Below are 14308 nucleotides of genomic sequence, written 5' to 3' on the forward strand. Positions count from 1 at the left end.
ATGATTACCGAAACCATCACTAGAAACGAATCCCGACAACGGGAAAAGAAAAAGTTAATCACGGAAATCGCTGTTATTGTTGGATTGGTGGTCATCTTTGCGGTGTTACTGCCCTTAGCTTTGTCGGCTTTCCGTTTGCGTTTATTGGGGCGATTTCTTTCCCTGGCTATTGTCGCTTTGGGGATAGATTTAATCTGGGGTTATACGGGTTTATTAAGTCTTGGTCATGGCATCTTTTTTGCCCTCGGTGGTTACGCTTTGGCCATGTACCTAAATCTTCAGTTACCACCGGGACAACTGCCCGAATTTTTTACTCTCTACGGGGTGACAGAATTACCTTTTGTTTGGCAACCTTTTTATTCCCTACCTTTGACAATTCTAGCCCTAATTATCGTACCAGCGATCATGGCGGCATTATTAGGTTATTTAATCTTCCGCAATCGCATTAAAGGGGTTTATTTCTCGATTTTAACCCAAGCGGCTTTACTGGTATTTTTTAACTTTTTTAACGGCCAACAAAAGTTAATTAACGGCACTAATGGCTTAAAAACCGATACCCAAACAATTTTCGGGTTACTGGTGGGTTCCGATGCCGTTCAAGTGGCCTTTTATTTACTCACAATTGTCTGTTTACTGGCTATTTATCTCCTCTGTCGTTGGTTAACTACGGGCAGATTTGGGCGCTTGTTAGTCGCCATTCGCGATGACGAGGTGCGGGTTCGTTTTTCTGGTTATGATCCTACTTGGTTTAAGGTGTTAGTTTTTGCCATTTCTGGGGCGATTGCTGGTGTTGCCGGCGCTCTTTATACGGTGCAAACGGGAATTATCACCCCTAACTCTATGGATGTGGCTTTTTCCATTGAAATGGTGATTTGGGTGGCTGTGGGGGGACGTGCTACCCTTGTGGGGGCAGTTATCGGTACTTTATTAGTACGCCTAGCCCAAACTTTTTTAAGCGAACAATTTCCGGAAGTCTGGGTATTTTTCCAAGGGGCCCTATTCCTAATTGTGGTGACAGTGCTTCCCGATGGTATTCTCGGTGGGATTAAACGTTTGCTGACTCATTTTGGTTTCCGCAAAACTTTAATCACCTATCCTAGTATTGAGGAAGATCCAGAAGCGCAACTGGAAAAAGAAGAATTAGAGCATAAGTGATTTTATTCTATTAGTATTCAGGAGTCAGTTATCAGATGTGAGTTTTCAGTTCACTGATTACTGTTTACTGTTCACTGAAAATACTTCCCAATTCCCTCTTAGAAATTATGACTGGAAAAATCCTAGAAATCGAGAATCTTACCGTTAGTTTTGGGGGTTTTAAGGCTCTCAATAATCTTAATTTCAGTATGGATACGGGAGAATTGCGGGTGATTATCGGTCCCAATGGTGCGGGAAAAACCACTTTTTTAGATGTGATTACGGGGAAAGTGCAACCCACCATCGGACGGGTATTATTTAAAGGTCGAGATCTCCGCAAAATTCCCGAATTTGCGATCGCTCGTTTAGGTATCGGTCGCAAATTTCAAACTCCTAGGGTATATTTAAATCTAACTGTCCGAGAAAATCTCGATTTAGTTAGCAATCGCAATAAAAATGTTTTCTCAACTCTTTTCGGTCGTCCTCCCCTAGAAGATAGCAGAAAAGTTATTGGTTTATTGGAAACTATCGGGTTAACTGCTAAAGCTGATTTACCCGCTTCTTTACTGTCCCACGGCGAAAAACAACGCTTAGAAATTGGTCAATTAGTGGCCCAGTCACCAGACTTACTGCTAGTAGATGAACCCGTGGCAGGATTAACCGATGAGGAAACGGAAAACGTGGGTAATTTGTTGTTAAATCTAGCGGAAAGTCATTCGATTATTGTCATCGAACACGATATGGAATTTGTCCGGCAAATTGCTCGCAAAGTCACGGTTTTACACCAAGGAACTGTTCTATGTGAGGGGAATATGGAGCAAATTCAAAATGATCCGAAAGTTATTGAAGTTTATCTAGGTTCCTCGGAAGAATAAAGAGTAAAATGATTAAAATTAGTTAAAAAGGGTTGACAATGTTACACATATCTGATCTCAATGTTTACTACGGAGAAAGTCATATTTTAAGAGATGTTGATCTTAACATTAATGCGGGAGAAATGGTCTGTTTAATCGGACGTAATGGCGTGGGTAAAACTACCCTATTAAAAACCTTGATGGGTATCTTAAAACCGCGAGCGGGAGTAATTAATTATGAGCAAGAAAACCTAATTAATAAAACCTCAGATCAAAGAGCCAGATTAGGACTGGGTTATGTGCCGCAGGGTAGGGATATTATTCCCCGTTTAACGGTAAAAGAGAATTTAATTCTCGGTTTGGAAGCTTTACCCACAAGGAGAAAAAATGCCACAATTCCCGAAGAAATCTTTGATTTATTTCCCGTTTTAAAAACCATGTTATCGCGGATGGGAGGAGATTTAAGCGGTGGACAACAACAGCAATTAGCCATCGCTCGCGCCTTAGTGGGGGAACCAAAATTATTAATTTTAGATGAACCCACGGAAGGAATTCAACCGTCAATTATCCTCGAAATTGAAGCGGCGGTGCGGCGTATTGTTGCCAGCAAAGGAATCGCCGTTTTATTAGTAGAACAACACCTGCATTTTGTCCGCCAAGCTGATCGATATTACGCCATGCAGAAAGGGGGAATTGTTGCTTCCGGTTTCACGAGCGAATTAAGTCAAGAAGTCATTCAGCGATTTTTGGCGGTTTAAACTTAACTTTTTCCTTGATAAGTAGGTAGGTGTTAAAAATTATCAGACACCCCCCTTATCAAGGGGGGATTAAGGGGGGATATATCTTCAATTTAATTATAACCACTTACTTATATGACTCAAATAGTCGTAATTGGTGGCGGGGCAGCGGGATTTTTTGGCGCAATTAAAGCGGCAGAATCTAACCCAAAAGCTGGCGTTACTATCCTAGAAGCGGCAAAAGAACCCCTGGTGAAAGTGCGGATTTCGGGAGGGGGACGCTGTAATGTCACCCATCATTGTTTTGATGTTTCCCAATTGGTTAATTATTATCCTCACGGTGGCAAAGCACTACGGGGAGCTTTTAGTCGGTTTCAACCCCAAGATACTATTAAATGGTTTGAATTGCGAGGGGTAAAACTCAAAACAGAAGCGGATGGACGAATGTTTCCCAGCACCGATAATTCTGAAACTATTGTTAATTGTCTGCGGGAAAGTGCGACTTTTGCTGGGGTTAATTTAAGGCTAAATTCCCCGGTTAAATCGGTTAAAAAACAGGAAGAAAGTTTTTTAATTGAATTAAAAAGAGATGAGCAAATTAGGGCAGATAAGCTTTTAATTGCTACGGGAAGTAGTCCTTTTGGTTATCGCACCGCTCAAGATTTAGGTCATTCTCTAGTCTCTCCTGTCCCTTCTTTATTTACCTTTCAAATTGCCGATCCTCGTCTGAAAGATTTGTTAGGGGTTACTGTGGATAAAGTGCGAGTTCGTCTTGGGGGAAGTAAATTAGAACAAATCGGACCCTTGTTAATTACCCATTGGGGAGTCAGTGGACCGGCTATTTTAAAACTTTCTGCTTGGGGGGCGCGGTTACTTCACGAGCATCATTACCGAATGCCTTTAATCATTAATTGGTTGGGGGATTATCCTCCTGAAAAATTGCGAGAAATTATCTTACAAACTAAAAGTGAATATCCCAAAAGAAAACTTTTTAATTATTGTCCCTTTGAGCAGTTACCTAAGCGTCTTTGGCAGAGTTTATTAAGTTACTTGACTGTTAACTCGGAAACTCCCTGGGCAGAATTATCTAAAAATACTCTCAATCGATTGATGATTGAATTACAGCAGGGGGAATATCAAATCAAAGGGAAAGGGGTGTTTAAGGAGGAATTTGTCACCTCTGGAGGAGTGAATCTTCAGGAAGTGGATTTTAAAACTATGGAAAGTAAAATCTGTCCGGGGTTATATTTTGCCGGGGAGGTACTAGATATCGATGGAGTCACGGGGGGATTTAATTTTCAATGCGCTTGGACCACTGGTTATCTCGCCGGACAAGCCATGGGCAATAGATAGGGCTGGCTGAATAAATCTAGTTTAGGCTTTTTTGACCTCAAAAAGTGCCAGCCATTGGAGGGATCGGGGGGAACCCTGCCCCCACGAAAAACTTTTTCAGCCAACCCTAGGTAATAACCGTGGGTTGTTCCCGTCCGGTAGATTGACGAATTTGACCGATTTCTTCGGCTAAATCAATTAACGGCTGTAGGGCCTTTTGGGTGTCGATATCGTGTTTGCTTGCGTCCGGTTCATAACTTTCTAGATAAACCCGAAGAGTTGCTCCTTTAGTTCCCGTACCCGATAGACGGTAAATAATCCGAGAACCATCGGTAAAACCAATGCGAATGCCTTGATTTTTACTCACACTACCATCCACAGGATCCGTATAGCTAAAATCATCGGCATATTCCACTTCATAGTTACCAAATTGTTGACCCTTAAGGTCTAAAACCAGCTTCTGGAGACGTGCCATCATCTCTTTAGCCGGTTCTAAGGCGACTTCTTCATAATCATGACGAGAATAGAAATTACGACCGAATTCTTGCCAATGACTGCGAACAATTTCCTCTACAGATTCCCCTTTAACTGCCAAAATATTTAACCAGAAAAGAACCGCCCATAAACCATCTTTTTCGCGAATATGATTGGAACCCGTGCCGAAACTTTCCTCACCGCAAAGGGTTGCTTTCCCCGCATCTAACAAATTACCGAAGAATTTCCAACCGGTGGGAGTTTCATAACAGTCAATTCCCAGTTTAGCCGCTACTCGATCGGCCGCCGCACTGGTGGGCATCGATCGCGCCACTCCCGTGATACCATTTTGATACCCCGGTACTAGATGAGCGTTGGCAGTTAGTACAGCTAAACTATCACTAGGGGTAACAAAAAAATTCTGACCGAGGATCATATTGCGATCACCATCTCCATCGGAAGCAGCCCCAAAATCGGGTGCATCTTGACCAAAGAGAATTTCTACCAGATCATGGGCATAGACTAGGTTAGGATCGGGATGACCCCCACCAAAATCCTCTAGGGGAATACCATTTAATACTGTACCCTTGGGCGCGCCTAAACGCTGTTCAAAGATGGCATAAGCGTAGGGACCTGTCACCGCATGGAGAGAATCCATGCACATTTTAAACTTACCAGAAGTGAGTAGGGCCTGAATGCGATCAAAATCAAAAATCTTTTCCATCATTTTGACGTAGGGAGTAACCGCATCGATCACTTCCACATCCATAGTTCCCAGTTTAAAGGAACTGGGGCGATCAAGATTAATATCGGCCCCTGAGAGGATTTTATAACTGCTAATCACCTTAGTCTCGGCATAAATTGCATCGGTGATATTTTCCGGTGCCGGTCCGCCGTTAGTAATATTGTACTTAATGCCAAAATCCCCCTCTGGACCGCCGGGGTTATGACTAGCGGAGAGAACAATACCGCCAAAAGCGTTATTTTCACGAATTAACCCAGAAATAGCGGGAGTGGAGACAATACCATCGGTTCCCACGAGAATTCTGCCGATACCGTTAGCGGCGGCGATTTTCAGGATAGTTTGAATAGCTTGACGGTTATAATAACGACCATCTCCACCGACGACTAGGGTTTGACCCTCGATACCGTCTAAAGTATTGAAGATAGCTTGAATAAAATTTTCCAGATAATGGGGTTGTTGAAAAACGGGAACGGATTTTCGCAGTCCGGAAGTTCCGGGTTTCTGGTCACTAAAGGGTTTTGTGGCAACGGTTTCAATCGTCATAGTCTTTTCTTGATAGGCCGACGCAATTCTCAACTTAAGTATATAGCAGTAGGTTGACAGCCAAGAAATCGGGTGGGAAAGACAACGGCCGGGGAGTCCCCTGTCATAGTAAATCCTGTTTAAAAAGTCTAGGAGAGTGGGGAGACCACTTCGTGCGCGTTGCGGGGGGGGAGATGGGGAGATGGGGGAGTGGGGAGATAGGGAAGTGGGGGGAAGAGAAAACAAATAGAAATATTCTCCGTTCGGCTGAGCTCACGGCCGAAGCCTGACGACCGACTCCTGATTCCTGAGTAACGCACAGAAAACGGGTTTCTCGGAGAAACCCGTTTTCTACTCATGCAGAAGGCAAAACGGAGAATAAATAATCAGTTTTTAATAACTGGATTTATTATGACTCCTGACTCCTGACTCGGAGAATACTGACTCCTAACCCCACCAACAAACTTTTTGCCGCAAACCCTAGCTATAAATCGCTTAATCGGCCCCTTCAATCGGTGCAAATCCCTGACGTTGAATATTCTCGCTGATGTGACGAGGTTCGAGGAATTGCAGCAGATAATCCGGACCCCCTGCTTTGGAACCTACCCCCGACATCTTGAAACCCCCGAAGGGTTGACGGGAGACAATCGCGCCGGTGATTCCCCGGTTAATATAGAGGTTTCCCACTTCAAATTCCTGCATAGCTCGGTTAATATGGGCAGGAGTGCGAGAATATAAGCCACCGGTTAAAGCATAGTCGGTTCCGTTAGCTACGGCTAAAGCTTCCTCGAAATTACTCACTTTGATAATCGCCACCACCGGACCGAAAATTTCCTCCATCGCTATTACCGCATCGGGGGGAACATTCTTAAAGACGGTGGGACTGACGAAGTAACCCACTTCTGGAATTGGCATCTCTAGGGCCAATTCTGCCTCTTTTTTACCAGTTTCGATATATTCCCGAATTCTTGCTTGAGCTTTCTCGTCGATAACCGGTCCTACTTCCGTACTCGGTAAATCCGTCGGCCCGATATTGAGGGACCCGGTAGCCTCGACAAAGCGATCAACAAAGCTATCATAGACGCTTTCCAGAACGATTATTCGCGAACAGGCCGAACATTTCTGGCCGGTGTAGCCAAAAGCGGACTTAACCGCACCGACAACGGCCTGATCTAAATCGGCACTCTCATCGACAATTAGGGCATTTTTGCCGCCCATTTCGGCGATAACTCGTTTTAGGTGTTTTTGACCCTTTTGCACGATCGAGGCATCTGTATAGATGCGACAGCCCACTTCTCGTGAACCGGTGAAGGCGATTAGGTGAACATCGGGATGGCTGACTAGATGCGCCCCCACCTGGGAACCTTTACCCGGGATATATTGGAAGACTCCGGCAGGAATACCCGCTTCTAGGAGAATCTCGGCAAATTTCGCCGTAATCACCGAGGAAGTCTCGGCAGGTTTCAATAGCGTACAGTTACCTGCTACTAAAGCCGCTACTGTCATCCCCACCGCAATGGCTAGGGGGAAATTCCAGGGAGAAATCACTAAAGCAATACCCCGGGGTTGGTAGGAATAACGATTATTCTCACCTGCTACGTCGAAATTATGCCCTAAATCCAGTCTTTCCATCTCGGAGGCGTAATAACGGCAAAAATCGATCGCTTCTGACACTTCCGGATCCGCCTGTTGGATAACTTTGCCCACTTCCAAACAAATCCAGGCCGATAACTCGTGTCGTCGCGCTTCCATCAAATCCGCCGCTTTTCGCAGTATTTCGGCTCTTTTAGCCACTGGAGTGCGTCTCCAAGCGGGAAAAGCCTGTTTCGCCGCTATGATCGCTTTTTCTGCCTGTTCCACCTCAATTAAGCCCACTTTCCCCACTATTTCCTGCGGGTTACAGGGATTAACGGAATTAATTTGAACATTGGTGGCGACGTATTCGCCGTTAATTAGGGGTAAATAGGTCTTACCGAGGGAATTTTTGACAAAAGTAAGGGCTTGACTCGCTTTATTTCGTAATTGCTCGTTGGCATAATCCGTATCGGGGGCATTAGGAAAACCGGGGATAATCGGGTTATCCTTGCCTAAAACCCGGGGGGCTGCGATTAAATCTTCCACGGGACGATCCTCCAAATTTTGCCGGAGGAAGGAACTATTAGCGGTATTTTCCAATAAACGACGGATTAGGTAGGCCATACCGGGTAAGAGTTGTCCGTAGGGGGAATAAACCCGCACCCGATGACCCCGCTTCACTAACGCTTTCGCTAATTGGTCGCCCATGCCGTACAATACCTGCATTTCAAAGCGACGACGGGGAATTTCTAAACTTTCTGCGATCGCACAGGCTAGGGCTTGCGATCGCACGTTATGACTACCGATAGCGGCGTATAAATATTGATGATTTTCCAATAATAACCGCGTCATCCGTTCATAATTGGCATCTGTGGCCGATTTTTCGTTATATACCGGCTGTGGCCAGTGATTTTGCCGAGATTTAATCGTTTCCTGATCCCAGTAAGCGCCTTTGACTAGCCGGACAGTAAGGGGATAACCGCGCTTTTTGGCCCAATTAATTAAATCTTGTAAATCTTGGGCAGAATCTCTTAAATATGCCTGTAGGGTGATGCCAATATCGGTACGACTGCGAAATTCTTCTTCTAGGAGTAATTCTTTCAGGATAGCCAGGGTGAGGTTTTTATAAACGTACTGTTCCATATCAAAATGGACTGCCACCCCTAACTCCTGAGCGCGTCGCAACAGTAGGCGAATGCGATCGCAAACTTTCTCCTTACTACCAATCGGATCCATGGGATCAAACTGAGAATAAAAGGCAGTTAGCTTGACAGAAACCTGCACTTGTGGTAATAAGTCGCCGTCCGCTTCATCAATTTGGCTAACTTTATTCCATTTGCTCGCTTCTTGAGCCAAATGGGTCATTAAATCGAGATAACTTTGTAGATAAACTTGGGTTTCCGCTTCAGTAATTACCGCTTCACCGAGGAGATCTATGGTAAAAGCCATTTTTTCCTTCCGCAGACGGGTGACAGTGCGAGTAATTTGCTCTAGGTCTTCCCCAGCGATATACTTACGAGCTAAGGTTTCTACGGATTTACTGATCAGACTGGCGGCCGTTTGAGCGGGTAGGGAGTTAGGATCACTAAAGTTGAGGATACTTTTCAGCGCACTGGGCAGTTCTACGGAGGCATCACCGAGGTATTGTTGGAGATGATTAGCGATCTCGGCATTACTGCGTAAAGCGGGTAAACAGTCAATAAAACGGAATAATTGTACTCGTAAATTGGGGTTAGACATTGCCCAATCGAGTAATTTATCATCCCAACGCATTTGATCCTGTAAAGCAGACCAAAGACCTTTTTTTTCCCGAGTTTCGGCTAAAAGTTGTCTAGCGATCTCTTGGGTTTTGGTTTCGTAGTTTTGAGTTGAGTCGATTTGGATAACCACGGCGATTCAAGTAAAAAAATTATCAACGGGATTCAGCTTTCAGCAAGCTACGGTCAGCCTTCAGCCTAAAATTCAGTTTTTGAGCTTTTTCAGCTAATTGCCGCTCTTAATGGCTCTTTTCTCTGGTTTATAACTCTTACCGAAGGACTAATCAAAGCTAATAGCCGATCGCTTTTGCTGAACACTTTATTGTACTCGATCGAGTGGGGAAGTGGCGAGGTTGGGGAATTTGTCACTGATCACTGATCACTGTTTACTGATAACTGATAATCCGTTAACCTCTTAACCAGTCAAATAATTGACCGAGGGTGATTTGAAAACTGATCGCAAAAGCAGGGACGGGTAAAAGAGCATTTTCTGATTCAAAAATAGCGATAGTTCGATCACTAAAATAAACAAAGATAATTTCTTCTTCAGGATCGATTAACCAACCCATTTGAGTGCCGTGATCTAGACAATAAAGGATATTTTTAACAACTTTAGTCTGATTTTGGTCAGGAGAGAGAATTTCAATCAACCAGTCAGGAGCGATCGCAAAAGTATTTAATACTTTTCCCTCGGCATCGCGAGGAATATTTTCCCAGAGAAAAACTGAAACATCAGGAACTAGAGAACGACTGCCAAAAGTACAACGCAATTGAGGATAGGCACGGGCAATTCGTTGGGGTTTTAGACTGGCGTTAATAGCTGGAACCAAATCACCTTGAATAGTGCTATGTTTAGCTTGGGGCATGGGTTTGGGAATAATTTGACCATCAATAAATTCCCTAGAGGGTTGAGTTTCTGGTAATTGCAGAAATTCCCTTATTGTCAGGGAATTATTAACAGTTACAACCATAAAATTTTTTTATTGATCGTTATGATCGTTAATTTTATCGCAATTTCTCCAAGCAGACGGGATCAGCAATACTCGCCCCGCTAATAATTATTACAAAGTATTAACTTCTCTCTCAGAAATGGGACAAAAGGCTGCTGGGTTGCCGCTGCTTGCCAAAAATCCCAAGCACCGACGAGTATATGTTTCAGCCTTTTCTCCACTCTGGCTTATTTAGGGTTGGCTGAATATCAGTGTAACCCTTTCCAGGGGAGCGAGGTCATTTTGTTATTCGGACTTCCCCAACCGACTCCTAACCCCACCAATAAACTTTTTGCCGCAAACCCTATCTAAAGAGGTATTGACAGCCATAGCTAATGATGATATGGCGGATAAGCTGCCCGCGCATTTAAATTGCTTGTTGAGACGAGGCAAGAGGCACTCTTGCAAGAGGCAACAGTAAAGGGATTGGGGGAGATTCGGCTAATCTTAAGAATAAGCGCTTTAAATGCGTCTTAGCTTATCTACCTTCGGGAAACCGCCACCAGTGCCTTATCGCAGCCCGAATTAGTCCAGAATCAACTCACTCCGGGTTGATGGCATGGCAACTTTTAGGCAAAAATGGTGCTTTTGCCGCCAAAAAAGCCTATATTTTGGCTATTTACCCCCAGTTGACCCCCGACAAAAGGAAAGATTTTTGATTTTTGCAGCAGGTTGACTCTCATGAAGAACTGGTCACGGTTTCCTGATAGGATAAGGTGACTTGGGATTAACTTATGGTGTTGAAAATATGTCTCTAAAACCTTACATTTCTCGCTTATTAGCTTTGGTTCTCGTCCTGGTCATCGGATTGATGGGTTGTTCTAGTAGTTCGGGGTTAACGGGTAATTATGGAAAAGATACCCTGACGGTGATTGAAACTTTAACCACAGCCCTTGATTTAGTCAAAGATGACCCGAATAAAGCGGCAGTTGAGTCGCAAGCAAAGGAACAAATCAACGATTACATCTCCCTCTACCGAAAAGATAAAAAATCCGGGGGTTTGCGTTCTTTCACTACTATGCAAACGGCCTTAAACTCTGTAGCAGGTTATTATACCGCCTACGGTTCCCGTCCCATCCCCGACAAACTCAAACAACGTTTAAAACAAGAATTTAAACAAGTACAATTCTCTCTCCAGAAAGGAATTTAGATACAGTGATCAGTTATCAGTGATCAGTTATCAGTGATCAGTTATCAGTAGAACTCGACCTAATATTATATCTAGACTAGAAGTCTTTGTAGGACAGAAACTTACCCAAGTAGAAATGATTTTAATTGCCCCATATTTTTTCAGTTAAATTGAATTAGCAAGGATAGATACACATTTCAGTAAAGCAAACTGTGATTGGGTTATAATTTTTGGAGATGTCTAGCGGGATTGTTAAGTGACAGGTATTAGGTGCGAGTAACAGTGCTGTCTTTTCCCTGATTACTGATGACTGTTGACTGAAATGACTCCTGCAAAATCAGGCCAAATCCAGTTAGACTAGAAATACAAAGCGTATTATAAAAAACTACAAAATTGATTCAAGACGAAACCCTAGAATTATTGGAATGGCCGCGGCTATGTCAACACCTAGCTACTTTTGCAGCGACTAAACTCGGTGCGATCGCAATTCGTCAATTGCCGTTACCAGAAAGCAAAGAGGAAAGTTTAAACCTACTCTGCCAAACCAAAGAAGTTTATAGTTTAGAACAAAAATTAGATAGTCGTCTTTCCTTTGATGGGATTACCGACATCGGTGATGCCCTAGAAAGGGCGCATCTGGGGGGTTTATTATCGGGACAGGAACTTTTAAATATTGCCACGACTTTAGCGGGAGTGCGACGTTTACGGCGTTTAATTGACGAACAGGAAGATATACCGGTTTTAAAAGAGTTAGTAGCGGAAATTCGCACCTATCCAGAGATAGAACAGGAAATACACCGTTGTATCGATGAAGATGGCCGGATATCTGATCGCGCTAGTCCCCAATTACGCGAAATTCGGGGACAAATGAAGGTGATTAGAGAGCGTATTTACCGAAAATTGCAGGATATCATGCAAAAACAGGGCGGTGCTATCCAAGAAGCGGTCATTACCCAAAGAAGCGACCGCTGGGTGATTCCCGTCAAAGCAGCGCAAAAAGAGCAAATACCGGGCATAATTCACGATACTTCCAGCACAGGGGCGACTTTTTACATTGAACCTCACTCTATCGTTGACCAAGGCAATCAACTGCGGCAATATCGTCGTCAGGAACAAATCGAAGAAGAAAAAATCCTGCGGCAGTTAAGTAATCTGATCGCCGAAGCCTTTGAGGACTTAGAATATTTACTAGCGATCGCTACTAGGCTCGATCTGGCCACCGCTAGGGCCCGTTACAGTTTATGGTTAGAGGGTAATCCCCCCCACTTTATCGATGGTTCGGAAACGATAACTTTAAGGAATTTGCGTCATCCTTTGCTCTGGTGGCAAAAACACCACGAACAGGGGGGGGAGGTCGTACCGATAAATGTGCAGATTAGCCCAGAAATTCGCGTTGTTGCCATCACCGGACCAAATACCGGCGGAAAAACCGTTACTTTAAAAACCCTCGGATTAGCGGCTGTAATGGCGAAAGCGGGCCTGTTTATTCCAGCGCGGGAACCAGTAGAGATACCCTGGTTCGATCAGGTTTTAGCCGATATTGGCGATGAACAGTCTTTGCAACAGAGTTTATCGACTTTTTCGGGTCACATTCGCCGGATTGTCCGCATTTTAGCGGCTTTAAATTCTCGTTCCTTGGTTTTACTCGATGAGGTGGGAGCCGGTACGGATCCGGCCGAGGGAAGTCCTTTAGCGATCGCTATTTTACAATACCTCGCCGATCATAGTTTACTGACGGTGGCTACCACCCACTACGGGGAATTAAAAGCGTTAAAGTATCGAGATTCTCGCTTTGAAAATGCCTCGGTAGAGTTTGATGATCGCACTCTTTCCCCCACTTATCGACTATTATGGGGCATTCCGGGCCGTTCTAATGCTTTAACTATTGCCCAGCGTTTGGGATTAAGTCCCGAAATTGTGGCCGAAGCGAGAAATCATCTGGGGGGGTTATCGGAGGAGATAAATCAAGTAATTGCTGGTTTGGAAGCGCAAAGACGGGAACAGGAGTCAAAAGCTAAGGAGGCTAGTCAATTACTCCAACAAACGGAGAAATTTTATACAGAGGTGTCCACGCGGGCTAATTCTCTACAGGAGAGAGAGCGAGAATTAAAGCGTTATCAAGAGCAGGAGATACAAAAGGCTTTATTATCGGCAAAAGCAGAGATTAATGACGTTATTCGCCGATTGCAAGCGGGAACAAAAACCGGTAGAGATGCTCAAAAAGCCACAGAGGAGTTAACTGCGATCGCAGAAAGGTTATTACCAAAAACGGAAAAAACTAAGGTTAATTATCGTCCGCAAGTGGGGGAAAGGGTACGCTTGCCCAATTTGGGACAAACTGCCGAAGTTTTAGCAATTTCACCAGAATCAGAGGAGATTTCCCTGCGTTTCGGTATGATGAAGATGACCCTACCCTTAGATCAGATTGAGTCTTTGGATGGTCAAAAAGTGGAAACTGTGCCAAAACCTGCCAAAAATTTGCCCCAAACTCCCGCAAAACCCCAGGAGACTCCTTTAATTCGTACTGCTAATAATACCGTCGATATTCGCGGTTCCAGGGTGGCAGAGTCAGAAACGGATATCGAACAGGCGATCGTCAGGGCTACCCCATCGGGTATATTATGGATTATTCACGGTAAAGGTACGGGGAAATTGCGTCAAGGTGTTCACGATTTTTTATCCCGTCATCCCCAGATAAAACGCTTTCAATTAGCACCCCAAAATGAGGGCGGTTCGGGGGTAACTATCGCTTATTTAACTTAGGGTTTGCTGAAAAGGTTTTCGTGGGGGCAGGGTGTGGCCCCCCCAACCCCCCCGACATCGGGGGGGTGGGGTGTGGGGTGTGGGGTGTAGGGTTTTAGCGATTTTCAGGTGGTCAACTACCTAATTTTCAGGGAAAAAGTACCTGAATTTTCCCCCCGATCACTCCAAGTGCTGGCACTTTTTGAGGGGAAAAAAGTCTAAAAGTCTTATACAACAAGGTTTTTAGATTTATTCAGCAGCCCCTAACTTAGGGTTTGCGGCAATAAGTTTTTTGTCGGGTTAGGGGCCAGGAGACAG

General features: G+C 44.3%; 9 protein-coding genes. 6 read left to right on the forward strand and 3 right to left on the reverse strand.

Translation table 11 applies throughout. The features are described 5' to 3' along the window. The 4 genes from urtC (at position 1) to RAM70_RS20350 (ending at position 4078) form a co-directional block, all read left to right on the forward strand. Complete coding sequence (urtC, locus tag RAM70_RS20335) at positions 1-1155, forward strand: urea ABC transporter permease subunit UrtC (RefSeq protein WP_045358752.1); 1155 nt, start codon at positions 1-3, stop codon at positions 1153-1155. A 107-nt stretch (positions 1156-1262) separates the two neighbouring features. Continuing rightward, complete coding sequence (gene urtD, locus RAM70_RS20340; protein WP_002777291.1) at positions 1263-2009, forward strand: urea ABC transporter ATP-binding protein UrtD; 747 nt, start codon at positions 1263-1265, stop codon at positions 2007-2009. A gap of 38 nt (positions 2010-2047) precedes the next feature. Next, complete coding sequence (gene urtE / locus RAM70_RS20345) at positions 2048-2746, forward strand: urea ABC transporter ATP-binding subunit UrtE (RefSeq protein ID WP_069474433.1); 699 nt, start codon at positions 2048-2050, stop codon at positions 2744-2746. 114 nt (positions 2747-2860) lie between these two features. Then, positions 2861-4078 (forward strand): BaiN/RdsA family NAD(P)/FAD-dependent oxidoreductase, encoded by a 1218-nt coding sequence (locus RAM70_RS20350; RefSeq protein WP_288000093.1) that lies wholly within the window; start codon positions 2861-2863, stop codon positions 4076-4078. A gap of 106 nt (positions 4079-4184) precedes the next feature. On the opposite strand, the gene RAM70_RS20355 is transcribed toward RAM70_RS20350, so the two are convergent. The 3 genes from RAM70_RS20355 to RAM70_RS20365 all read right to left on the reverse strand — a co-directional run bounded on the left by RAM70_RS20355 (position 4185) and on the right by RAM70_RS20365 (position 10101). After that, positions 4185-5819: an alpha-D-glucose phosphate-specific phosphoglucomutase gene (locus RAM70_RS20355; RefSeq protein ID WP_045358749.1), complete on the reverse strand. Its 1635-nt coding sequence runs from the start codon at positions 5817-5819 to the stop codon at positions 4185-4187. Between the two features lie 474 nt (positions 5820-6293). After that, complete coding sequence (gene pruA, locus RAM70_RS20360) at positions 6294-9263, reverse strand: L-glutamate gamma-semialdehyde dehydrogenase (RefSeq protein WP_312675371.1); 2970 nt, start codon at positions 9261-9263, stop codon at positions 6294-6296. 274 nt (positions 9264-9537) lie between these two features. After that, complete coding sequence (locus RAM70_RS20365) at positions 9538-10101, reverse strand: Uma2 family endonuclease (RefSeq protein WP_190381213.1); 564 nt, start codon at positions 10099-10101, stop codon at positions 9538-9540. Positions 10102-10867: 766 nt separating this feature from the next. On the opposite strand from RAM70_RS20365, the gene psb27 reads away from it, so the two are divergent. Continuing rightward, complete coding sequence (gene psb27, locus RAM70_RS20370) at positions 10868-11269, forward strand: photosystem II protein Psb27 (protein ID WP_045358747.1); 402 nt, start codon at positions 10868-10870, stop codon at positions 11267-11269. Positions 11270-11641: 372 nt separating this feature from the next. Next, positions 11642-14011: an endonuclease MutS2 gene (locus RAM70_RS20375; protein WP_312675374.1), complete on the forward strand. Its 2370-nt coding sequence runs from the start codon at positions 11642-11644 to the stop codon at positions 14009-14011. Positions 14012-14308: the final 297 nt, after the last annotated feature.

Source organism: Microcystis wesenbergii NRERC-220 (genome assembly GCF_032027425.1).
GTDB lineage: Bacteria > Cyanobacteriota > Cyanobacteriia > Cyanobacteriales > Microcystaceae > Microcystis > Microcystis wesenbergii_A.